Source organism: Rhizobium terricola (genome assembly GCF_012927355.1).
Taxonomy (GTDB): Bacteria; Pseudomonadota; Alphaproteobacteria; order Rhizobiales; family Rhizobiaceae; genus Allorhizobium; species Allorhizobium terricola.
Genome location: NZ_JABBGK010000003.1, coordinates 167,624 through 189,597, shown reverse-complemented (window position 1 = coordinate 189,597; position 21,974 = coordinate 167,624). Strand labels below are relative to the sequence as shown.

At 64.4% G+C, this 21,974-nt stretch carries 19 protein-coding genes and 1 riboswitch; of the genes, 8 read left to right on the top strand and 11 right to left on the bottom strand.

Features of this window, described 5'->3' with window-relative positions; all coding sequences use genetic code 11:
* Positions 1-362: 362 nt before the first annotated feature.
* From bfr to HHL25_RS23535, 5 genes are all read right to left on the bottom strand, one after another.
* Entirely contained in the window at positions 363-848 is a 486-nt protein-coding gene (gene bfr, locus HHL25_RS15940; RefSeq protein ID WP_169593364.1) for a bacterioferritin, read from the bottom strand.
* Between the two features lie 437 nt (positions 849-1,285).
* A complete protein-coding gene (locus HHL25_RS15935; RefSeq protein ID WP_169593362.1) occupies positions 1,286-1,597 on the bottom strand; it encodes a (2Fe-2S)-binding protein in 312 nt (103 codons plus the stop codon).
* Between the two features lie 134 nt (positions 1,598-1,731).
* Positions 1,732-5,073: an error-prone DNA polymerase gene (locus HHL25_RS15930; protein WP_169593359.1), complete on the bottom strand. Its 3,342-nt coding sequence runs from the start codon at positions 5,071-5,073 to the stop codon at positions 1,732-1,734.
* The gene (locus HHL25_RS15925) at positions 5,070-6,479 is read right to left on the bottom strand and encodes a Y-family DNA polymerase (RefSeq protein ID WP_315853086.1); all 1,410 of its coding nucleotides are present in this window, start codon (positions 6,477-6,479) and stop codon (positions 5,070-5,072) included. Before HHL25_RS15925 ends, HHL25_RS15930 begins: the two co-directional genes overlap by 4 nt.
* A gap of 40 nt (positions 6,480-6,519) precedes the next feature.
* A complete protein-coding gene (locus HHL25_RS23535; RefSeq protein ID WP_246701847.1) occupies positions 6,520-7,443 on the bottom strand; it encodes an ImuA family protein in 924 nt (307 codons plus the stop codon).
* A 156-nt stretch (positions 7,444-7,599) separates the two neighbouring features.
* On the opposite strand from HHL25_RS23535, the gene HHL25_RS15915 reads away from it, so the two are divergent.
* Positions 7,600-8,067, top strand: coding sequence for a metallopeptidase family protein (locus HHL25_RS15915; RefSeq protein ID WP_169593355.1), 468 nt, complete (start codon positions 7,600-7,602; stop codon positions 8,065-8,067).
* Positions 8,068-8,293: 226 nt separating this feature from the next.
* On the top strand, positions 8,294-9,043 hold the full coding sequence (locus HHL25_RS15910) for an SDR family oxidoreductase (protein ID WP_169593352.1): 750 nt from the start codon (positions 8,294-8,296) through the stop codon (positions 9,041-9,043).
* Positions 9,044-9,091: 48 nt separating this feature from the next.
* On the opposite strand, the gene HHL25_RS15905 is transcribed toward HHL25_RS15910, so the two are convergent.
* Together HHL25_RS15905 and HHL25_RS15900 are read right to left on the bottom strand one after the other, a co-directional pair.
* A complete protein-coding gene (locus tag HHL25_RS15905) occupies positions 9,092-9,298 on the bottom strand; it encodes a DUF1737 domain-containing protein (RefSeq protein WP_028737317.1) in 207 nt (68 codons plus the stop codon).
* Positions 9,295-10,206, bottom strand: a complete 912-nt coding sequence (locus HHL25_RS15900) for an HpcH/HpaI aldolase/citrate lyase family protein (protein ID WP_169593349.1) — start codon at positions 10,204-10,206, stop codon at positions 9,295-9,297. The genes HHL25_RS15905 and HHL25_RS15900 overlap by 4 nt, the downstream gene beginning before the upstream one ends.
* A 111-nt stretch (positions 10,207-10,317) precedes the next feature.
* On the opposite strand from HHL25_RS15900, the gene HHL25_RS15895 reads away from it, so the two are divergent.
* The 5 genes from HHL25_RS15895 to HHL25_RS15875 all read left to right on the top strand — a co-directional run bounded on the left by HHL25_RS15895 (position 10,318) and on the right by HHL25_RS15875 (position 14,567).
* Positions 10,318-10,551 (top strand): hypothetical protein, encoded by a 234-nt coding sequence (locus HHL25_RS15895; protein WP_169593347.1) that lies wholly within the window; start codon positions 10,318-10,320, stop codon positions 10,549-10,551.
* A gap of 144 nt (positions 10,552-10,695) precedes the next feature.
* Entirely contained in the window at positions 10,696-11,301 is a 606-nt protein-coding gene (leuD, locus tag HHL25_RS15890; RefSeq protein WP_169593344.1) for a 3-isopropylmalate dehydratase small subunit, read from the top strand.
* Positions 11,302-11,461: 160 nt separating this feature from the next.
* Positions 11,462-12,574 (top strand): 3-isopropylmalate dehydrogenase, encoded by a 1,113-nt coding sequence (leuB, locus tag HHL25_RS15885; protein ID WP_169593341.1) that lies wholly within the window; start codon positions 11,462-11,464, stop codon positions 12,572-12,574.
* 113 nt (positions 12,575-12,687) lie between these two features.
* Positions 12,688-13,434, top strand: coding sequence for a lipid A 1-phosphatase LpxE (gene lpxE / locus HHL25_RS15880; RefSeq protein WP_315853083.1), 747 nt, complete (start codon positions 12,688-12,690; stop codon positions 13,432-13,434).
* A 257-nt stretch (positions 13,435-13,691) separates the two neighbouring features.
* Positions 13,692-14,567, top strand: a complete 876-nt coding sequence (locus HHL25_RS15875; protein WP_169593339.1) for an RNA polymerase factor sigma-32 — start codon at positions 13,692-13,694, stop codon at positions 14,565-14,567.
* 46 nt (positions 14,568-14,613) lie between these two features.
* Here HHL25_RS15875 and HHL25_RS15870 read toward each other — a convergent pair whose 3' ends face one another.
* The 4 genes from HHL25_RS15870 to thiB all read right to left on the bottom strand — a co-directional run bounded on the left by HHL25_RS15870 (position 14,614) and on the right by thiB (position 19,799).
* Positions 14,614-16,131 carry a M48 family metalloprotease gene (locus tag HHL25_RS15870; protein ID WP_246701846.1) on the bottom strand — a complete coding sequence of 506 codons (1,518 nt, stop codon included), beginning with the start codon at positions 16,129-16,131 and terminating at the stop codon, positions 14,614-14,616.
* 275 nt (positions 16,132-16,406) lie between these two features.
* Positions 16,407-17,135 (bottom strand): thiamine ABC transporter ATP-binding protein, encoded by a 729-nt coding sequence (locus HHL25_RS15865; RefSeq protein WP_169593337.1) that lies wholly within the window; start codon positions 17,133-17,135, stop codon positions 16,407-16,409.
* Positions 17,125-18,771: a thiamine/thiamine pyrophosphate ABC transporter permease gene (thiP, locus tag HHL25_RS15860; protein WP_169594016.1), complete on the bottom strand. Its 1,647-nt coding sequence runs from the start codon at positions 18,769-18,771 to the stop codon at positions 17,125-17,127. The genes HHL25_RS15865 and thiP overlap by 11 nt, the downstream gene beginning before the upstream one ends.
* A gap of 2 nt (positions 18,772-18,773) precedes the next feature.
* Positions 18,774-19,799: a thiamine ABC transporter substrate binding subunit gene (gene thiB / locus HHL25_RS15855; protein WP_169593335.1), complete on the bottom strand. Its 1,026-nt coding sequence runs from the start codon at positions 19,797-19,799 to the stop codon at positions 18,774-18,776.
* A 45-nt stretch (positions 19,800-19,844) separates the two neighbouring features.
* A riboswitch (TPP riboswitch) is annotated at positions 19,845-19,960 on the bottom strand.
* A gap of 195 nt (positions 19,961-20,155) precedes the next feature.
* Here thiB and HHL25_RS15850 point away from each other — a divergent pair.
* The gene (locus tag HHL25_RS15850; protein WP_169593333.1) at positions 20,156-21,955 is read left to right on the top strand and encodes an ABC transporter ATP-binding protein/permease; all 1,800 of its coding nucleotides are present in this window, start codon (positions 20,156-20,158) and stop codon (positions 21,953-21,955) included.
* The last annotated feature ends 19 nt before the right edge of the window (positions 21,956-21,974 follow it).

Below are 21,974 nucleotides of genomic sequence, written 5' to 3'. Positions count from 1 at the left end.
GGTGGTCAGGTGGCCGGTCTTCGCCGATAGGGCCGATCCGTGAGACCCCGGGACGCCCGCCATCGAAACTGCGTTAAGGGCGTTGCATGCGTCCTGCCCCGGCCCGGGCCGGTCAGAACCGTCGAAGCCAAACGCTCCGGCACGATTGCCCGAGCAAGGCGGCGGCGCGACGGAAAGATGTGTTGGAAGTGAGACGGGCGCACAGCCCCCTGTGCGCGTTGCGCCGAGAGACGTGAGCTGCCTTGTCGGGACCTTGGTCGCAACCGCGCGAGGCAGACATCGAACCGTCGGCGTGGCGCTGATCGCGCCACGCAATTTGGTGATGATGGCCTGTCCTGTTCGGGCAGGCCCGGTCCACCTTGTTATTCGGCGGAATCTGCCGAGTCGGCGTTGAGCTGGCCGTATCTTTCTTCGCCGATCTTCGACAGCAGCTCGAGCTGGGTCTCGAGGAAGTCGATGTGGCCCTCTTCGTCCATCAAGAGCTCTTCGAAGAGTTTCATGCTGACATAGTCCCCAGCCTGGGAACAGATGTCGCGCGATGCCTTGTAGGCGGTGCGGGCATCATATTCGCCGGCGAGGTCGGCCTCGAGCACTTCCTTGACATTCTGGCCGATGCGCAGCGGCGCCACGGTCTGCAGGTTCGGGTGGCCTTCGAGGAAGATGATGCGCGAGATCAGCTTGTCCGCATGCTGCATCTCCTCGATCGATTCGGCGCGCTCCTTCTTGGCGAGCTTGGTGAAGCCCCAGTCATCGAGAAGGCGGTAGTGCAACCAGTACTGATTGACCGCGCCAAGCTCGAGGAACAGGGCCTCGTTCAGTCGGTCGATTACTTTCTGATCACCCTTCATGATAAATCACCCTTCTTGTGTTTTTGGTTCTGAGAATAGAGCAGAATTGCCGGAAGCTGTCGAGCAAGCGTGAAACGACCGAGGTCTACCCTGGTTCCCGCGTCGCCACACCGGCCCGGTGGCACTTCGGCTGACGCCGTCCGGACGTGACGCCCATGGCGCTCGGGCGAAGCCGCGAGTACCCATTGCAGCGGGGCGGCGTTAAGACCGTGAAACGCAGAGCTTTCAGCGCAGTTCGCCGGGGAGCGTTCCAGTCGGCGAAGGCGCCGGATCTTGCACCCGGAGCGCCGCTGGGTGCCGCACGCGACGCCGACAGGCACCGCCGTGACGACAGGCCGGGAAATGTCGGTATGCAGAAGAGGGCGTGCGAAAGGCAGAACCTCGGTCCTCGGCGACGGGTATCGGAACGGAATGCGGCAGTGAAAGAAAGCAGAGGGTCAGGCCACCTGCGCGGCACGCTGGCGGCGCTCCAGGCTTGCAGTCTTCTGCTCTTCGTGGAAACGCTTCAAGCGTTCCATGAAATCGACCACTTCCGCACCATCGGTCTGACGGGACGCGTGATAGTCTTCGGTGGTGCGGATGATGATGTCGACGACGTTCGGGAAGCAGCCGCAGCAACGGCCCCGTTTGCCCATCGCATGATAAACCTTCGCCGGAACGATCAGCTGCCAACAGTCCTCGTCAAGGAGCTCGTTGATGACGTCCCTGATTTCCCTGTCGGTGATGTAATTGCAGCTGCAGACGAGCATGGCGTCGATGAACTTTCAAACCTGACTTTCAGCCCCTTCTTTCTGCTAAAGAGGATGGCCTTTGTCAAGAAATTTTCCGGCCGGCGCTGCCTGTCCCGGTATTCAGGTCCCGTTTCACCTCCCTTCGGTTTCCCTCAATGAAAATTGCGCCCCTTCGGCATGGCCTGCCTGACCTCGCCAACCAGATCGGGAACATCCCGGATCAGTCGCGCCAGGGAACCGGTGGATCGGCTGTCATGCCGGTGCTCGTTGACCGGGCGACGAACCTCGTCGGCATGGGCAAGCCCGCCGAAGCCCTGCATGTCCTCGCGCAACAGGCCGAGCCTCTCGGTCTCGTCGATGAGATGTTCGGCCACGACATGGATGACGCCTTCGGCCTTCTGCAGACGCCCCCTCACTCTCACCAGCCTCGCCCCCATGACGATGCTGCGATAGCGTTCGAAGGTCTTCGGCCAGACAATGATGTTGGCAACCCCGGTCTCGTCCTCGATCGTCATGAAGATCACCCCCTTGGCCGAGCCCGGCCGCTGGCGCACGAGAACCAGACCCGCCACCTCGACCTGACACCCGTTTGCTATTTTCTCCAGATCGACGGAAACGAGAATACCGCTTCGGACAAAGGCCTCGCGCAGGAAGGCGAGCGGATGGGCCTTCAAAGAAAGCGACAGTGCACGGTAGTCGCTGACAACTTCTTCACCGGCAGGCATCGAAGGCAGCGAAACCGCAGTCTCTACCTGCGACGCGGCATCGACTGCCGCGTCGGCGAAGAGCGGCAGATGTTCGACGGCAGCCTGGTGATCAAGCGCCTGCGCCGCCCAGAGCGCCTCGCGGCGACTGAGGCCGAGTGAGGAGAAGGCATCGGCGTCGACAAGCCGTTCGACGGCGGCCCGCGGCAACCCGGTCCGCATCCACAGATCGCGGACCGAGGCATAGCCGCTGCCGCGCCGTGTCACGAGAAGCTTCATCTCCGGCTCCGAAAGCCCCTTGACCTGGCGAAAGCCGAGCCGCACGGCCCGGTTTCCCAGGATGACGTTGCGCATTGAGGCGTGGCGCGAGGCAAGGCGCCGCGGATCGAAGCCGTCCGTTTCCAGCGTGCTGTCCCAGGACGAAGCGTTGACGTCGACAGGTCGTACCTCGACCCCGTGCTCCCGGGCATCCCGCACCAACTGGGCCGGCGCATAGAAACCCATCGGCTGAGAATTGAGCAGCGCCACGCAGAAGACATCCGGATAAAAAGTCTTGATCCAGGCCGAGGCATAGACCAACAGCGCGAAGGAGGCCGCGTGACTTTCGGGAAAACCGTATTCGCCGAAGCCCTCGATCTGGCTGAAGCAACGCTCGGCGAATTCGAGCGTATAATCCCGCCGCATCATGCCGTCGATGAAACGCTGTCTGAAATTGGCGACCTGCCCCGTCCGGCGGAAGGTCGCCATGGCGCGACGCAACTGGTCGGCTTCCGCGGGTGCGAACCCGGCGGCGGTGATGGCGATCTGCATCGCCTGCTCCTGGAAGAGCGGCACACCGAGCGTTCGCGCCAGAACGGCCTCGAGTTCCGGCTTGGGATAGGTGATCTTCCCGCCGTTTTCCCTCTCCTTGCGGTTCTTCAGATAGGGGTGCACCATGTTTCCCTGGATCGGCCCCGGCCGGACGATCGCCACCTCGATCACCAGATCGTAGAATTCCCTGGGCTTGAGCCGCGGCAGCATGCTCATCTGGGCCCGGCTCTCGATCTGGAAGACGCCGAGCGTATCGGCACGACAGATCATGTCGTAGACCTCCGGCCTGTGATCCTCGAAGAAGGAAGCAAGCGTCAACTGTCTCCCGTAATGTTGGTCAAGCAGACGGATGGCCTTGGCCAGGCAGGTGAGCATGCCGAGCGCCAGGACGTCGATCTTGAGGATCTTCAGCGTGTCGAGATCGTCCTTGTTCCACTCGATCATGTAACGCCCGTCCGCCGTGTTCATGATCGGCACGACCTCGTCGAGCCGGTCCCGGGTGATGACGAAACCGCCGACATGCTGTGAAAGGTGTCGGGGGAAACCCACCAGGGCCGAGGCATGGTCGAGCACGCGCCGGGTGGTCGGATCCGCCAGGTCGAGCCCGGCAGCCCGGGCCTCACGCTCGGAGAGATCGGCCGTGGACCAGCCCCAGATCGACCCGGACAATGCCGTCTGCACATCATCGGAAAGACCGAAGGCCTTGGCCGTCTCGCGCCCGGCAGAACGCGCCCGGTAATTGATCACGGCCGCCGTCAGCGCCGCATGCTCGTGCCCATAGGTATCGTAGATGAACTGAATCACCTCCTGGCGGCGCGCATGCTCGAAATCGACGTCGATGTCGGGCGGCTCGTCGCGCTCGGTCGAGATGAAGCGATCAAAGAGAAGCGTGGTCTTCTCCGGGTTCACCTCGGTGATGCCGAGACAATAGCAGACCGCGGAATTGGCCGCCGAGCCTCGTCCTTGGCACAGGATGCCTTCCGAGCGGGCGAAGCCGATGATGCGGTGCACGGTCAGAAAATAGGGCTCGTAGCGCTTCTCGCCGATCAGGTTCAGCTCATAGGCGAGCAGGTCGGCGACCTTTGCCGGAACCCCGCCGGGAAACCGCCGGGCCGCGCCCTCATAGGTCAGCCGGCGCAGCGCCAGGTCAGCCGGCTCCCCCCCGACCGCTTCGTCGGGATATTGATGGCTGAGTTCATCGAGGGAAAAATGAAGCCGGCTGAAGAACTCGCCCGACCCGGCGATCGCCTGAGGATAGGCGCGAAAGAGACGCGCCATTTCCCGCGGATCCTTCAGGTGCCGCTCGGCATGCGCCTGCAGCCGGAAACCAGCTTCGGCAACGGTCACATGTTCGCGGATGGCCGTCATCACGTCGGCCAGCGGCTTGCGGTCGGGGGCGTTATAGAAGGGATCATTGCTGGCGATCAGCGGAAGCGACAGCCGCCGGCCCATCTCCGCGATCCGGTGAAAGGCCAGCCGGTCGAGACCGTCATAACGCGGCACGATCGCGAGGTAGAGCCGTCCCGCAAGCACCGGCCCCAGCCGCGCGAGCCGGGCGCAATAGTCTTCGGCCGCTCCGTTGTCGGCAAAGGCAGGTACCATCGCCGCCACCATCAGATCCTCCGCCCATTCGGCGAAATCGCTTTCATAGAGCGTGCAGGCACCCTTTTCGGACCGGAGATTGCCGACACTCAGCATCCGGCACAGATGCGCCCAGCCGCGCCGGTTCATCGGATAGACGACGCATTCCGGCGTCGCATCGGCAAAGCAAAGCCGCGCCCCCGGCCGGAAGGCATGCCCCTTGAGTTTGGCGGCTGCATGCATGCGCACCACCCCCGCCACCGTGTTGCGATCGGCGAGCCCCAATCCGGAAAGCCCGACCCGGACAGCCGTGGTCACCATTTCCTCCGGATGCGAGGCACCCTCCAGAAAGGAGAAGTTGCTGCGGCAGCCGATCTCGAAAAAGGCCGGGTCGCTCATGCGAAGACCCCTTGCATGAACCAGTTCGGCCGATCCGCTCCCCGTTCGTAGAGGCCTTCGCGGAACAGCCAGTAGCGATGGCCGACACTGTCCTCGATGCGGAAATAGTCACGCGGCAGCGCGTCCTCCCCGTCGATCCACCATTCCGGCGCCAGTCGCTCCGGTCCCTCGGCCCGCACTACGCGATGCTGGGTACGGCGCCACCGGAAGCTGGCTGGCGGACCGTCAGGCACCTCGGCAGTGACCTCGACCGCCTCCGGACAAGCAAAGAGCCAGATCGGCCGGTCGTTGCGAACCGGCGGCAAGGGCCTCGGCCCGGATCTCGCCGGCGCTTGCGCAAGTGGAACAAGGCCAGAGGCGCGCTCCGGCCAGTGGCTCGCATGGGACAGCGGAAGCCTCAGGCACCCTTCGCCGAACCGGGCCGTCACCCGGTCGATGAAATCGAGCGCGGCATCGTTCTTCGCCTCGCCGGCACCGAAACGCGCCTGGGTCTCGGCGAGCCTGTCCGTGCAGAGCACGTTCAGCCTGAGGATCTCGAAACCGAAACCGGCGTCGAGATCGTCATGCAGCACGGCGAGCCTCTCGTTGAACAGCGCCTTGATCCGCCCGGCATCGCGAAGCGGCGCGGCGGCACCGAGCTCGATCCGGAACACCCGTCCGTCGACGCGGAAGAGCAGAAGCTCGAAAAGCCGCCCTCCCTCCCCGCGCCCTTCGAGACCCGATTTCAGCCCCGCGGCCAGCCGCCCGACGAGATCGAGGATCGCTTCTTCGTCACGGATCGGTTCCGCGAGCCGCCGCTCGACCGAAAGCAGGGCAACCGGCCGACGTGGTACGATCGGCTCCCCTTCGCGCCCCAGCGCCTGGTCGAGCCTGAGCAGCAAGGCCGGCCCGAAACGCCGCGTCAGCGGGCCGCGCGGCATTGCGAGGAGATCGCCCACCTGCTTCAGCCCGACCCGGGCAAGCGACGCCGCCATGCCGGCGTCGATCCGCAGCGCCTTGAGGGGCAGTGGCGACAGCACCGCAACCATCTCGGGATCGGCCACCACCGTCTTTCCTGAAAAACGGGCCGCCGCCCAGGACAGGCCGGGCGTTCCGGCAATCGCGCCACGCGCATCGAGCCCGAGCTGCAGAAGGCGGTCCAGCAGGTCTTCGATCATCGCTTCTTCGCCGCCGAACAGATGCGTGCAGCCGGTGACGTCGAGCATCAGTCCATCCGTGCCGTCCAGCGCCACCAGTGGCGTATAGCGGTCGCACCAGTCGGCGATCGCCTCCAGAAACCGCCGGTCGGCGGCGGGATCCTCCTCCGCAGCGTCGAGGGACGGGCAGATGGCGCGGGCCTCGGCAAGACCCTGCCCGACCCGCAGGCCGATCGTTTCGGCCGTCTCGTCGAGCGCGGTGAGGCGCACCGCGTTCTGCACCCGCCCGGCACAGACGACCGGCGGATGGTCAGGACGCCCTGTCGAACGCCACGACAGTCCCCAGCGGCGACGCGCCAGCCGATCGGTCGAAAGCCTGGGAAACCAGAGCGCCAGGATACGCCGACCGTTCGGGGCGGTGCTGGCCGGTGTGAGCGAAAGTTGCGGGGTAAAACAGGCGGTCATCTTTATTCCACTCCAGGGTCAGTTCGCGGGATGCCCCGAGCCGGCTCTTTTCCGGAACGAGGCGGAAGACGGAATTGCCGATGCTGCCGCCGAGCATCGTTCCGTCGCTCAGAATGCGCGCCGCCGCCGGCGCGGGTTCGATGCGCAGGCGAAGCGAGGCGCTGCTCGCCTCCTCTTCCCCTCCCTGCCGCACCAGAAGAAGAAAGCCACCCGTGCTGCGCGCCTTGAGGCTGAGACGCCGGCTTTCGGTCAGTCCGAAGCCGCGCGGGTTGCCGTTGACCTCCAGCATCACGGCCGCGAAGGCGCCGCAGGAAAGGGCGGCGTCCGCCAGCCACAGCGCCTCCTCAACCCGCCGGGGCATGGCATAGACGAGTTCACCCGGCCGGCACCCGTAATCGGTGAGGCCCGCCGCGTGGGGCAGCCCCGCCTCACGGGCGACGAAGCTCTCGCCGATCCAGAGAATGCGCTTTTCCGGCTGGGCAGGCAGACAGGCAAGACATAAGCCGAGCCCGAAGCCGCTGACGGCGCCCGCGTTCCTCAGCTGCGCGCCGCGAAGCTCGATCATCGCACCGATCGGAAACCCCTCCGGCAGCACGCTTTCGAGGCCTGAAGCCTCCTCCGCCCCTGCGGAACCGCCGGCAGCATCCACCTCGGCACAGCCGGCATCCGGCTCGGGTTCGAGCCCGGCCGCAAGCGGCCTGCCTTCGATCTTCGCGATAGCCTCGCGCAGGGCAAACAGCTTCCCCTGCGCCAGAGCGGTCCCGCCCATGACGTGTCTCCGTCGAAATGTTCTCTATATGTTCTTATGGATTCCAGAGCTTTCGAAAAGAGTCAACCGGATTCATTGTGAATTTATTCCTTGACAGGATTCCCACTCGAAAAGCGGGAACAAAACTCCTATATGGAGAACCAGTAAGGAGTTCAGATGGCCCGCATTGACCAGACCGAAGATTGGCGCGAGCGCCATGCCCCGACGATCAGCACGTTCGAATCGCTGGCGATCGAGGCCTATGGCCATCTGCCGGAGGAATTCAGGGCGCTGACGGGAAATCTGATCATCGAGATCGCCGATTTCCCGACCGACGAAGTCTTCGAGGACATGGCGCTGGAGACGCCTTTCGACCTGCTCGGTCTGTTCGAGGGCCGCGGCATCTCGGAACGTTTCACCATGGAAACCGGGGAGATGCCGAACCGCATCACGCTCTATCGCCGCCCGATCCTCGACTACTGGGCGGAAAACGAGGAAACCCTGGGCGACATCATCACCCACGTTCTGATCCACGAGATCGGCCATCATTTCGGCCTCTCCGACGACGACATGGAACGCATCGAGGAAAGCGCCGAGGACGCCGCCGCGGAAGCGGACGGCCTCTCTGTCGCGGTAAAGGACTAGTCGCGCTTCGCAAGAAAATGCGCGGTCCCGGCTTCGGCACATTGCAGATCCCGTGCCGGCGTACCTGAACGGATGCCGATCCCGCCCGCCACCTCGCCGTCGAAAAGCACGGCAGGCCGCCGCCCACCACCATCAGACGCCCGCCGATCGCCCCGTCCGGAAACGGGTGGCCGCCGCCCCGCCTCCTCGCCTATCCCTTGGCCTCCGACACCCAAAGGAGGTTTCCATGACAAGCCTGAATGACAAGGTCGCCATCATCACCGGAGCGTCGTCCGGCATCGGCCGCGCAACCGCCCTGCTGTTTGCCGCAGAGGGCGCATCCCTGGTGCTCAATGCCAGGGGCAGCGAAGCACTCGACGCGGTTGTCGATCTGATCGAGAGCCGGGGCGGCATCGCCCATGCCGTGCCGGGTGACGTCGCCCGTGTCGAAACCCACGAAAGACTGGTCAATGCGGCCATGAGCCGGTTCGGCGGCCTCGATATCGCCGTCAACAATGCCGGGGCCGTCGGTCCGATCAAGCCCCTCGCGGAAGTCACGATGCCCGAATGGCAGGAGACGCTGGCGGCAAACCTGACCTCGGCCTTTCTCGCCGCCCGCTGCCAGATCCCGGCCATGCTGGAACGTGGCTCCGGCGCCCTGGTCTTCGTCTCGACCTTCGTCGGAACGAGCGTCGGCCTTCCCGGAATGGGCACCTATGCCGCCTCCAAGGCGGGCATCATGGGTCTGGTAAAGGGCATCACTGCGGATTACGGCAGCCGCGACATCCGGGCCAATGCGCTCCTGCCGGGCGGCACCGATACGCGGATGGCCGGCGATCAGGCCCAAAAGGACTGGGCGGCAGGCCTGCATGCCCTGAAGCGCATCGCCCGGCCGGAAGAAATCGCCCGCGCGGCCCTTTTCCTTGCGGGCCCCATGGCAAGCTTCGTCGCCGGCTCGGCGCTCTACGCCGACGGCGGAAATGCCGCCGTCAAGTGACGCGTTATCCCGGGGCGCCCGCCGCAGACGGCAGGCGCTCCGTTTCTATCATTGCTCGCCGAGCTTCATGCTCGGATCGTAGTCCTTGCCGTGCACGGTCTTCACCACGGCCTGCCCGCAATGCATCTGGTTGGTCGCGGCATTGAAGGAAAGGCTCGGCGCGCCGTGCAGTTCCCAGCCCTTGTTGAGCGCATCGGTGACGCGATGGCAAAAGGCCGCGTCGTCCGGGCCGGTGAGAAAACGATAGACCTTCATGCTGTTCTGCCTTCTCTTTCTGCGATGACGCGAGCCTTGGCGAGCAGTCGCTCGGCCTGCTCCAGATGCAGCCGTTCGACCATCCGGCCGTCGAGATTGATGACGTTGAGGCCGTCGGTCGCGGGATCGGCAAAGGCGGCGGCAATCGCCTTCGCCTCGGCGAGTGCCGCTTCCGAAAAGCCGAAATGCCGGTTGGCGCCGTCGATCTGCGCCGGATGGATCAGCATCTTGCCGTCGAACCCCATGGCGCGGCCCTGCGCGCATTCCGCCTCATAGGCGTCCAGCTGCCTGAACTCGTTCGATACGCTGTCGATCGCGTCGAGCCCGTAGGCGCGCGCCGCAAGGATCACCTGCATCAGGAAGGGCACGAGATAGATCCGCCCCGTCTCCGGAGCCACGCCCGTCTCCTTGCGCAGATCGTTCAGCCCGACGACGAAACAGTCGAGCAGGCCGCCGGCGGTGCGTCCCGCGCCGGCGATCGCCGCTGCGTTGAGCACGCCGCGCGGCGTTTCGATCATCGCCCAGATTCTGAGACTTTCCGTCGCATCGGTTTCGGCGATGAGGTCGGCCACCCGCTGCACGTCGTCCGGGCCGTCGACCTTCGGCAGCAGCACGGCATCCGGCCGGCAGGCGATCACGGCGGCCATGTCGTCGGAGAAGAATTCGGTATCGATCCCGTTCACCCGGATGATGCTTTCCCGGCCCCGAAGCGGCGTCTCGGCAAAGAAACGCCTGAGATTTTCGCGGGCTTCGGCCTTCTTCTCGACCGCCACCGAATCCTCGAGATCGAAGATGACGGCGTCGCAGGATAGACCATGGGTCTTCTCCAGCGCACGCGGGTTGATGGCCGGCACGCTGAGCACCGAGCGGCGCAGCCGCGCGGGGTGATGTGAGGTGATCGAAGTCATGGGCGAACTTTTGCCAAGCTTTGGCCAGCCGCGCAAGGCGACATTTGGCGGAAAGCCCTTGCATTCCCGGAGAAGAAGGACCACCTTCACTGTCGAGAAAGGATTTCGATCATGCAGAATCTCCGTTCCGTCGCACTTGGCATTACCGGCATCGCCGTTCTGGCCTTGGCTGCTGCCTTCACCGTCTCACTGACGCTGATCGCTGGCGCCGTGCTGACGCTTTCGCTCGCCGCCCGCATGCTGAGCCCGAAGAGGAAGGCCGCTCCGGTCTATGCGAAGGCGAACAAGCGCCGCGACGAAATGCGCGTCTGGAACGACGGTCGCGGCACGATCATCGATCTCTGAGACGCGCGCCCCGCCGATAAGAGGCGGGAACCGGCATTTTTGATGCCGAAGCGTACCCTTTCGACCAGGAAAGGCCTTCAAATCCGCGCGGTTTTCTTTTATGGGCAGCGGAATTCCTGAATTGTATTCCGAAGGCAGGGTCTGATGGAAAAGTTCGTAAAGCTCACCGGGGTCGCAGCACCCCTTCCGGTCGTCAACATCGACACCGACATGATCATCCCGAAGGACTACCTGAAGACCATCAAGCGCACCGGTCTCGGCAAGGGTCTGTTCGCCGAGGCCCGCTACAACGAGGACGGCACGGAAAATCCGGATTTCGTCCTCAACAAGGCGGCCTATCGCAACGCTCAGATCCTGGTCGCCGGTGACAACTTCGGTTGCGGCTCCTCGCGCGAACACGCACCGTGGGCGCTTCTCGATTTCGGCATCCGCTGTGTCATCTCGACCTCGTTCGCCGACATCTTCTACAACAACTGCTTCAAGAACGGCATCCTGCCGATCGTGGTCAGCCAGGATGACCTGGACAAGCTGATGGACGACGCAGGCCGCGGTTCCAACGCCGTCCTGTCGGTCGACCTGGAATCCCAGGAAATCACCGGGCCGGATGGCGGCCGCATCAAGTTCGACATCGACGCCTTCAAGCGCCACTGCCTGCTGAACGGCCTCGACGACATCGGCCTGACGCTCGAGAAGGCCGACAGCATCACGGCATTCGAAAAGACCAACGCTCAGGTTCATCCCTGGGCCTGATCTGAAAAACGCTCCGGTGCGGCAAACGGTCTCCCGCTGCCGCACCGCAACGCCCGCTACGGCCCCTCCCTCCGTACCGTTCTGCCCCTGAGTGTCCTTGAAATCCGGGCTCCTGCCCGATAGAAGGCGGCAACTCTTGATCAAGCCAGGGAGGCTTCCCATGACACAGCGCAATCTCTTCCTTCTGCCCGGCGACGGCATCGGCCAGGAAACCATGGCCGAAGTCCGCAAGATCATCGACTACATGAACGCCGAGCAGGGCGCCGGCTTCACCACAGATGAAGGCCTCGTCGGCGGCTCCGCCTATGACGCCCATGGCGTCGCCATCACCGACGCCGACATGGAAAAGGCACTCGCCGCCGATGCCGTGCTGTTCGGCGCCGTCGGCGGCCCGAAGTGGGATGCCGTGCCTTACGAAGTGCGCCCGGAAGCCGGCCTGCTGCGTCTGCGCAAGGATCTCGAACTCTTCGCCAACCTGCGCCCGGCGATCTGCTATCCGGCACTCGCCGCCGCTTCCTCGCTGAAGCCGGAACTGGTCGAAGGCCTCGACATCCTGATCGTGCGCGAACTCACCGGCGGCGTCTATTTCGGCGAGCCGAAGACCATCACCGACCTCGGCAATGGCCAGAAGCGCGCGATCGACACCCAGGTCTATGACACCTACGAGATCGAGCGCATCGCCTCCGTCGCCTTCGAGCTGGCCCGCACCCGCAAGAACACCGTCTGCTCGATGGAAAAGCGCAACGTCATGAAGTCCGGCGTGCTGTGGAACCAGGTCGTCACCGAGACCCACAAGGCCAAGTATCCGGACGTGAAGCTCGAGCACATGCTGGCCGATGCCGGCGGCATGCAGCTGGTACGCGCCCCGAAGCAGTTCGACGTCATCGTCACCGACAACCTGTTCGGCGACATGCTGTCCGACGTGGCCGCCATGCTGACCGGCTCGCTCGGCATGCTCCCCTCGGCCTCGCTCGGCGCCCCGGATGCCAAGACCGGCAAGCGCAAGGCCATGTACGAGCCCGTCCACGGCTCGGCCCCCGACATCGCCGGCCAGGGCATCGCCAACCCGATCGCCATGATCGCCTCCTTCGCTATGTGCCTGCGCTATTCCTTCAACATGGTGAAGGAAGCCGACAACCTCGAAAAGGCAATCGCCAACGTGCTCGACAAGGGCATCCGCACCGGCGACATCATGGCCGAAGGCTGCACCAAGGTCGGAACCACCGAGATGGGCGCTGCCATTCTCGCCGAATTCAAGGCGCTGTCTGCCTGACAAGCCTTGCAATTGCCAGCCGCGGCAACCATCTTGCCGCGGCTGCATGCCGTTTGCGGAAACCCGATATTTTCCCGTCCCCCCGGCAGGCTTGAGCGGAGCGGAACAGAGACGTGAACGGCATCGACAAGATCAGGACCTGGCTGGAAAGACGCCGTGATCTCAACCGGCACCCGCCGGCCCCGCATTACTGGCAGATCTTCGCCGTCGTCGCCGCCAATCTGGTGGTCCTTTCCTTCCTGATTTTCGACAATCCGGTCGGCGCTATCCGCCACAGGGATTTCTTCACTCGCTCGCTCGGCGAGATCATCACCGATTTCGGCAGTTCCGGCTGGATCCTCATCGCATCCGCCATGCTGTTCGTCTCGGGTCTTGCCTCCTCGCGCCTCGCCCGCGGCCTGAAGGAGCGTTTCCGCGCCCTCTATGCCGCACAGATCGGCGCTTATTTCTTCCTGGCGGTGGCGTTTTCCGGCCTTACCGCCAACATCCTGAAGCGGATCATCGGCAGGGCCCGGCCCGGCCAGTTCGACGACTGGGGCGCGTTCGGATTCTCTGCCTTCAGCGGCTCGAAGTTCGAAAGCTTCCCGTCCGGCCACGCGACGACCGTCGGCACCATCTTCATGGTGCTCATCCTCATCCTGCCGCGCTATCGCCTCGCATTCGTTCTCCTGGGCCTCTGGATGGGCTTCAGCCGCGTCATGGTCGGCGCCCATTATCCGAGCGACGTGATAGCCGGCCTGTCCTATGGCGCATGGTGTGCCCTGTTGCTCGCCAATGTCTTCGCCCGCTACCGGCTCGTCTTCATGCCGGATCCCAAGGGCTGGCCGGTCCCGCGGTTCCGCCTCTTTCCCGCAGACTGACGTCTCGCCGAGGCAGGCCTCGGCCATCACATCTGCGTGAGACAGGCGCAGTTTGATCATTTCGCACTGACAGCGGCGAACCGAATCCCCACATCTTGCGTATTGTCAATTGAACGGTGGCGTCGCCGGGCCGCATCTTGTCTTTTGCAAGATTTGTCCTACGCGCGATGGAACACGATCGGCCCCCGGCCCGTTCATGCAGGAGTGACCGGACTTTACGACCTTTTCGCCCAATCCTTTTGCCCATGGAGACGCCGATGAACGCCATGTCCGCCGACAGACACATCATCAAATTCGCTATGGCCCAGCCCTATCTGGAGCGCGAGGAGGAACTAGACCTCGCCATCCGCTGGAAGGACGATAACGATCAGGACGCCCGCAACCGCATTGCCCATGCCCATATGCGCCTCGTCATCGCCATGGCCGCCAAGTTCCGCGGCTTCGGCCTGCCGCTCAACGACCTGATCCAGGAGGGTTACATCGGCCTGCTGGAGGCGGCGGCCCGCTTTGAGCCCGCACGCGAAGTTCGTTTCTCCACTTATGCCGGCTGGTGGATCCGTGCCTCGATGCAGGACTACATCCTGCGCAACTGGTCCATCGTGCGCGGCGGGACGAGCTCCTCTCAAAAGGCGCTGTTCTTCAACCTGCGCCGCCTGCGCGCCAAGCTCGCCCAGGGCGACAACCGCCTCAGCGAACAGGCCATCCATCAGGAAATCGCCTCGGCGCTGGGCGTCAGCCTCGCCGACGTGCAGTCGATGGACGCCCGCCTGTCGAGCGCCGACACCTCCCTGCAGACGCCCGTGATGGGCCGCAACGGCGAGGGCACCGAACAGCTGGACATGCTGGAAAGCGACGAACTGCCGCCGGACGAACAGGTGCGGGGCATCATCGACGGCGAACGTTGGCGCGGGTGGTTGCGCAACGCCATGACCGAACTCAACGAACGCGAAAGCCGCATCATCGCGGCGCGACGCCTCACCGAGGAAGGCGCGACCCTCGAGGAACTTGGCATGGAACTCGGGATTTCCAAGGAGCGCGTGCGCCAGATCGAGACCCGGGCGCTCGAGAAACTCAAGATGGCGCTGGCCCATTACGGACCGAAGAGCGGTCAGCCGCTCGAAATGGCCTTCTGAGGAAAGTCCGACACGAAAAAAGGCCGGTTTCGACTGGCCTTTTCTGTCACTCCGAGATGATCTTGACCTTGCTGCCAGGCGCCACCGTCGAGGTCGGCGTCAGGGCATTGATCAGCCGGAAAAGCTCCAGCTTGCGGTCCGTGCCCATCATCCGGGCCGAAAGCGTGCCGATATTGTCGTTCGCCCCGACCGTCAAGACGCGCACCCTGAGCGGCTTCAGAGACGCGGCTTCCTGCGGCGTGATCCGGCGGAAGCTCGCGCGCAGCTTGTCCGCCGTCGGGGCAAGTGCCGCGCTGCCTTTCGGAACGGCCGTCAGGAAACGGAAGATCTGCGTTCCGATGCGGATCACCGTGATGTCGAAGTCCCAGCGCTCGGCGGTGGCGCGCGCGGTCGCAGCCTCCAGGCCGTTGACCGTGACCTCCTGGATCGTCTCGGGCAACAGGCCCGTCACCCAACCGCTGGAAATGTAGTTCTTGAGGCTGCGGCGCTGGTTGTCGGACACGCCGTCGAAACGGATCGCGACGTCACCAGGTCCGGTTGCCAGAACCGCCTCCACCTTGTTGTCGATCTGGAAGCCGTCCGGCACGTCGAATCGGATGCCGAGACTGCCGTGCAGGAAGGTCTGCCCGCGCACATAGCCCTCTTGCGGGCTGTCGCCATAGAGCAGGCCATCGATACCCTTGAGATAGTAGTCGCGACCGGATTCGCCATGAGAGCCTTCCGGCCCGAAGGCCCGGGCGTGCCGGCGGGCAAGCTCCACGCGCTGCGGCGCGTTCGGATGGCTCGACAGAAAGTCGAGGCTCTGGTCCGCATCCGGATCGACGGAGGTGAAGTGGCTGTAGGCGGCCATCGAATCGAGGAAGCGGGCCGCCGCATAGGGGTCGTAGCCGGCCTCGCCGAGCGTGCGCACGCCGATGACGTCGGCCTGGAGCTCCTGCTGCCGCGAGAAGGCGGCGAGCCGGAGCTTGCCGCGGGCCAGCGCCTGCTTGCCGGCGAGATCGCTCGACAGAACCTCGGCCACCACGCGGCTGGCGATCACTTCTGCTTCCTCGCGGCGCTGCCGCTCGATGCCGTGGTTCGCCGTCACATGGGCCATCTCGTGGCTGAGCACGGCCGCCACTTCCGAGGCATCGTTGGCCAGTGCGAGCAGGCCGCGCGTCACGTAGAGATAGCCGCCCGGCAGGGCAAAGGCATTGATCGCCGGGGAATTCAGGATGGTGATGCGATAGGACTGGTTCGGGTTTTCCGAAACCGCCGTCAGCGCGCCGGCAATCCGGGCGACCAGCTTTTCGGTGCGTTCGTCATGATACTCGCCGCCATAGCTCGCGACGATGCGCGGATGCTCGCGCGCACCCATCTGCGCGCGCGGGTCGTCCTTCTGCACTTCATCGACGATCTGCGGATTGCTCGAAGGACCGACCGTCGGCTCATAGGCTTGTTCGAAGATCGACTGACAGGAGGACAGCAAGAGCGAGGCAGACAGAATCGCCGCGATGCCCGGCGTGGCACCAGCCGAAAGGCTTCGCCGAACGCGGCTGAGACGCGATACGCCCTTAACGCCCATGACCTGCTTCCTGCCCCGATGACACCGTGCCTTCCCAACTCCTTTTGAAGCGCCCGACCGACCGACGCAACCTGAAAACGGATGAACCCTCAAGGCCGTTCACCAGTGCGGCCCTTTTAACACCATTCATTAGATATGGATAAACTCGCATAGGGAAAAAAGAGGCGCAGGTCGAGAACAAGGAAACAAACAAGGGCCGGTATGGCGGTCGAGGCTTGAGCGAATGCCACTCGCGAGCGTCCAAAATAAGGCGGAACAACGCTGGCACCATCCCGCTAGAGGGCTGATTCTCCGATAAAAGCGGCGATGGCCGGCAGATCCGTCCGGGAGAAGAACACGTCGCGCGTTGCATGCAGCGCAATCCGGCCATGCTCCAGGAACAGGACGTCGGACGCAAGGCGAACCACGTCCTGCGGATCGTGCGTCACCAGCACGATGGTAAAGCCGGTTTCGCGGTGAAGATCGGCCAGGAGATCGACCATCGCGGCGCGCAGGCCCGGATCGAGCGCGGCGAAAGGTTCGTCGAGCAGCACCACCGGCTTTTTTCTTACCAGCGCCCGGGCAAAGGCCGCGCGCTGCCGCTCGCCACCCGAAAGTGTTGCCGGCATGCGCTTCTCCTGGCCTTGGAGCCCGACACGGACAAGCGCCGACGAGACCGACGCACGATCCGCGGCCGTGAGCCGGAGGGCCGGGTCGATCCCCAGCCCGACATTGGTGAAGAGATCGAGATGGGAAAACAGGTTGTTGTCCTGGAACACCAGTGAGACAGGCCGAGCGGCAGGCAGCCGCTCCGTCACGTCCTCGCCCTCGATCCTGACCCGCCCCGTATCCGGCTGCTCGAAGCCGGCGATCAGGTTGAGCAACGTCGACTTGCCGGATCCCGAAGGTCCGACGATCGCGGTGATCTGACCGGTGGCGATGCGGCAGTCGAAGTAAAACTCGGCACTCCCCAGCTTGAGCCCAACGTCTTCGAGCTCCACCGCGCTTCTCGTTTCAGGCGGCATTGTCACTCTCCCTTCGTCCCGCACCGGACGTCCCTGCGAGGGCAAGCATCAGGCACACGATGCCCAGCACAAGCGCGAGCCCGTCAGCATCCTGGCTGCGATAGGCGCCCATCCGGCTGTAGATCAGCCAGGGCAGCGTCGTGAGGTTTTCCGAGCCGAACAGCGCCACCGCCCCGAGATCACCAAGCGACAGCGCCATGGCGAAGGAGAGTGCGGTCAGCACCGGTCGGCGCAGCACCGGCCAGTCCACCAGCCGCAGCCGCGCCATGCCGCGGATACCAAGACTGTCGATTAGGCGCGCGCTCCGCAGCCTGTGCTCTTCGAAGGCGGGCGAAAGGACGCGCATGGCAAAGGGCAGCGCCATCAGCGCATTGATACCGACGACGATCGCCGGCGCATAGGTCGCGGTGTCTCCGAAACCACGCAGGATCATGAACCAGCCGGTGGCGAGCACGGCGGTCGGCACGAGTAGGACGAGCGAGGACGCAGCCGAGAGAAGGACCGAGAGCGTGTAGCCGAACAGCGGCATCCGCCGGCCGTCACCGAGCCCGGCCCGCGCACGGATGATCGCGACCGCAACCGCAACGGAAAGCAGGGCCGCCGAAAACCCGATCGTCAGGCTTGTCAGCCCCGCCCGCCAGACGGCCTCCTCCCTGACGAGCTTCGGAAGATCGGCCCCGAGGCCTGCGACCACGACCTGGCCGAGCGGTAGCCCGAGGAAGAGCGCCGCAGCGACAATGACCACCCCGTCGGCGATGCGGGAACGCAGGCTCCGGCCGTCATAGCGGCGCGGCACCGCTCCAGCCGTCATGCCCGGATCGGACGGCACCGGGAAAAGCGCCATCGCCGCGAGGATCGCCGCCGTGACGGCAATCTGCGCGAAGGCCAGGGAGACGGCGCGCACCGGATCGAAATCGAAGCGTAGCGCCTGGTAGATCGCCACCTCGATCGTCGTTGCCGCCGGTCCGCCGCCGAGCACCAGGACCAGCGTGAAGCTGGTCGCACACAGCATGAAGATTAGGCCGGCAATGCCGGGGATGACCCGCGCAATCACCGGCCATTCGATGAAGCGGAAGGTCGAAAGGCTGCCCATTCCGAGGCTCGCCCCGGACCGCCAGTATTCCGCCGGAACGTTTTCCAGCCCGGCCAGCATCAGGCGGGCGGCGAGCGGCATGTTGAAGAACACATGCGCGATGAGGATGCCGGAAAGCCCGTAGATGCCGAAACGGCCGTCCGCGCCCAGCGCGACGAACAGGTCGTTGACCAGCCCCTGCCGTCCCCAGATCCCGACAAGGCCGAGCGCGCCGATGAGCACCGGCAGCCCCATCGGCACCGCCATCAGGCGGATAAGCCAGGCCCGCCCGGGAAAACGGGGCTGCCGGGCCAGTGCACGGGCGACCGGGATCGCGCCAAGGATCGAGAAGAGGGTCGACAGCACAGCCTGCAGCAGCGTGAACCGCAAGACGGAGCGAACCACGGGATCGCTGAATATGGACACCGGCGAGGTTTCGCTGCCGATCTTCAGCAGGGAGACGATCGCCGTTCCAACGAAGGCTCCGATCAGCGCGAGCACGACAAGGCCGCCGGCAAAAGCCGGCAGCCACCTGCGTCCCGGGGAACGGAACCCGGCCGCCATGATCAGTTGAGCGTCATGGCCGCGAGCCACTCGTCGATCCAGGCCTTGCGGTGCTCGGCAACCTCTTGCGGGCTCATCAGGAAGGTCTTGGACGGCTTTACCAGCGTGTCGAAGGCTGCCGGCAGCGGCTCGGACGTCGCCGTCGCCGGCATCATCCAGTTGTTGGTGGCGATCGTATCCTGGAAGCCGGGCGTCACCATGAACTGCAGGAACTGCCGTGCGAGGTCCTTTTCCGGTCCCGACTTCAGGATGCCGGCCACCTCGATCTGGACGTAGTGGCCTTCGGCGAAATCGGCAGCCTGGTAGCGCTCGGTGTTTTCGGCAACCATGTGATAGGCTGGCGACGTCGTGTAGGAAAGCACCATGGGTGCCTCGCCCTTGGTGAACAGGCCATAGGCCTCCGACCAGCCGGGAGTGACGGTCAGCACGCGGTCCTTGAGCTTGGTCCAGGCTTCCGGCGCCTTGTCGCCATAGACCGACTTGACCCAGAGCAGCAGGCCGAGGCCAGGCGTCGAGGTGCGCGGATCCTCAATGACGATCTTCTCTGCGGGATTGCCCTCGACCAGATCCTTCAGGCTCTTCGGCGGGTTCTTGAGCGTTTCGCTGTCATAGACGACGGCGAAGTGGCCGTAGTCATAGGGAACGAAGGTGTCGTCGGCGAAGCCACCTGGCACCTTGACGGCAGCGGTGTCGATGCCGTGGGCCTCGAACAGACCGGTCGCCTTGGCTTCCGCGACCAGGTTGGTGTCGATGCCGAGCACGAGGTCGGCCTTGCTGCCCTCGCCCTCGAGCTTCAGGCGGGTGAGAAGCGCCACCCCATCGGCGACGCCGACGAAATCGACGGTGCAGGCGCAGCCCTTTTCGAAGGCCTCCTTGACCTTCGGGCCTGGACCCCATTCGGAGATGAAGCTTTCATAGGTGTAGATGGTCAGCTTCTTGTCGGCGGCATGGGCCGCCGGCGCCGAAAGCGCTGCGATCGCAAAAATTGCGGCAAGGCCGCGACGAAGATAGTGATGACAGGTCGGCATGATGCGCCCCTCCTCTGCATGTTGAAAAATCGGGATAGGGCGTCTTTGATCTACGCGTCTAATCCCTCCGCCGGTGTTAGCCGGATCAGGTTCCGCGGGTTGGCTGTTCGCCTCTCAGCCAATCGTCCGTCGCCGGAAGAAGGGCACCCCGTTAGAGCAGGAAGAGACATAACGTGCCGACGCGCAGCTTGCAAGCCGCAGCCACTCCTCGCCGCTCGGGACTTCGCGTGCGAAAACCCTTTGCCAACCTCTTTGGTCTAGAATGGCCCCGTGAACGGCCCGATATTGACAGCCCGCATGGACATCCCGTCCCGGCATGGTATCTGATGGGGCCGAGACGGCGAGAAACTGACTGCATGTTCAATTCGGTACCCGATATTCCTGCGCCGGATGCACCGGCCCCTGCGGCGATCGAGATCAGTTTTCGACGGCAACTCACCATAGCCACGGCGTCTTTCTGGGCCTCTCCGGTTCGCAACCGCATCATGCTTCTCGCCACGGCGCTGCTGGCCATCATCCTCCTGACGGCCTACGGCCAGATCCTGCTGAACAGCTGGAACGCACCGTTCTACAATTCGCTCGAACGCCGCGACCTCGATGCCTTCGTCGCCGAGCTCGGCAATTTCGCCAAGATCGCGGGCTTCCTGCTGCTCCTGAACGTCATCCAGACCTGGCTCAACCAGATGACCGCGCTCTACATGCGCGAGGGCCTGGCGCGCAACGTGGTCGACGAATGGCTGACGGATCGGCGGGCCTATCGCCTGATGATGACGAGCCCGCTCGGCGTCAATCCCGACCAGCGCCTGCACGAGGATGCCCGCAAGCTCGCCGAAATGACCACGTCGCTGACGATCGGCCTGGTCCAGGCAACTATCCTGCTTGTGAGCTTCATCGGCGTCTTGTGGCAACTGTCGAGCGGCTTCGTCTTCCATTTCCGGGACTACAGCTTCTCGATACCCGGCTACATGGTCTGGGGCGCCGTTGCCTATGCCGGCATTGCCTCGCTGTTCAGCCAGGTCGTCGGATGGAAGCTGACCCGCCTCAATGCCGAGCGTTACTCCAACGAGGCCGAACTGCGCTTCTCGCTGATGCGTGCCAACGAAAACCTCGAGGCAATCGCACTTGCCGGCGGCGAGGAGACCGAGCGCCGCCATATCCACGACAAGCTCGATGCGGTGCTGCGCTCCATCCGGGCGCTCGCCACGGCGCTCACCAACCTGACCTGGGTCACCGCCGGCTTCGGCTGGCTCGCCATCCTGGTGCCGATTCTGATCGCGGCTCCCGCCTATTTCGCCGGAACCATGACTTTCGGCGGGCTGATGATGGCGGCGGCCGCCTTCAACCAGGTGCATTCGGCGCTGCGCTGGTATGTCGACAATTTTGGCGCCATCGCCGACTGGAAGGCAGCTCTGCTGCGCGTCTCGACCTTGCGCGCGGCGCTCATCGACATGGATGTCAGCCCGCGCGAAGGCCAGATCGTCGTCCTGCGCGGCGAGCCCGAACGCCTGACCCTCGAGGCGGTATCGATCGCCTCCCATGTCGACGGCGACTGCGAGCAGGACGGCTTCCGGATCAAGGAAGGCAGTCCGACCATCGCCTTCGGCGAGCGCGTGATGATCAACGGCGACCAGGGCGTCAACCGCAGACTGCTGTTCAACGCCATCGCCGGCCTCTGGCCCTATGGCAAGGGCCGCATTCTCCTGCCCCGGGAAGACGACATCCTGTTCGTTCCCCAGCTGGAATACCTGCCCGAGGGCAAGCTCAGGAGCGTTCTCGCCTACCCGCTCGCCTCAGCCGCCTTCACGGACGAAGCGATGATCGCATCGCTACAGCGCGTCGGCCTCGGACGTCTCGTCGGCAGGCTCGACGAACGCGCTCGCTGGGACCGACTGCTCGACAAGGATGAGCAGATGGCCATTGCCTTTGCCGGCCTCCTGTTGCGCAGGCCGCGCTGGGTCGTGCTGAACGATGTTCTGGAAGGACTCGAACCGGATACCGTCACTCGGTTGTCCGGCGTGCTGGCCGAGCTATCCGGATCGACACTCGTCTATATCGGCCGCTCTGCCGCCTTCTACGACACGCTCTCGCCGAACCTTCTGCACCTGGAACGGATCCATTGCGAGCCGCTGCAGGAGTCGGCGCCGCAAGCGGGCTGAGACCCCGCCGTCCGCCCGG

Coding starts and splice junctions, on each gene's coding strand:
- bfr (WP_169593364.1), bottom strand. CDS start 848: ATGAAGGGTGATCAGAAAGTAATCGACCGACTGAACGAGGCCCTGTTC.
- HHL25_RS15935 (WP_169593362.1), bottom strand. CDS start 1,597: ATGCTCGTCTGCAGCTGCAATTACATCACCGACAGGGAAATCAGGGAC.
- HHL25_RS15930 (WP_169593359.1), bottom strand. CDS start 5,073: ATGAGCGACCCGGCCTTTTTCGAGATCGGCTGCCGCAGCAACTTCTCC.
- HHL25_RS23535 (WP_246701847.1), bottom strand. CDS start 7,443: ATGGGCGGGACCGCTCTGGCGCAGGGGAAGCTGTTTGCCCTGCGCGAG.
- HHL25_RS15915 (WP_169593355.1), top strand. CDS start 7,600: ATGGCCCGCATTGACCAGACCGAAGATTGGCGCGAGCGCCATGCCCCG.
- HHL25_RS15910 (WP_169593352.1), top strand. CDS start 8,294: ATGACAAGCCTGAATGACAAGGTCGCCATCATCACCGGAGCGTCGTCC.
- HHL25_RS15905 (WP_028737317.1), bottom strand. CDS start 9,298: ATGAAGGTCTATCGTTTTCTCACCGGCCCGGACGACGCGGCCTTTTGC.
- HHL25_RS15900 (WP_169593349.1), bottom strand. CDS start 10,206: ATGACTTCGATCACCTCACATCACCCCGCGCGGCTGCGCCGCTCGGTG.
- HHL25_RS15895 (WP_169593347.1), top strand. CDS start 10,318: ATGCAGAATCTCCGTTCCGTCGCACTTGGCATTACCGGCATCGCCGTT.
- leuD (WP_169593344.1), top strand. CDS start 10,696: ATGGAAAAGTTCGTAAAGCTCACCGGGGTCGCAGCACCCCTTCCGGTC.
- leuB (WP_169593341.1), top strand. CDS start 11,462: ATGACACAGCGCAATCTCTTCCTTCTGCCCGGCGACGGCATCGGCCAG.
- HHL25_RS15875 (WP_169593339.1), top strand. CDS start 13,692: ATGAACGCCATGTCCGCCGACAGACACATCATCAAATTCGCTATGGCC.
- HHL25_RS15870 (WP_246701846.1), bottom strand. CDS start 16,131: ATGGGCGTTAAGGGCGTATCGCGTCTCAGCCGCGTTCGGCGAAGCCTT.
- HHL25_RS15865 (WP_169593337.1), bottom strand. CDS start 17,135: ATGCCGCCTGAAACGAGAAGCGCGGTGGAGCTCGAAGACGTTGGGCTC.
- thiP (WP_169594016.1), bottom strand. CDS start 18,771: ATGGCGGCCGGGTTCCGTTCCCCGGGACGCAGGTGGCTGCCGGCTTTT.
- thiB (WP_169593335.1), bottom strand. CDS start 19,799: ATGCCGACCTGTCATCACTATCTTCGTCGCGGCCTTGCCGCAATTTTT.
- HHL25_RS15850 (WP_169593333.1), top strand. CDS start 20,156: ATGTTCAATTCGGTACCCGATATTCCTGCGCCGGATGCACCGGCCCCT.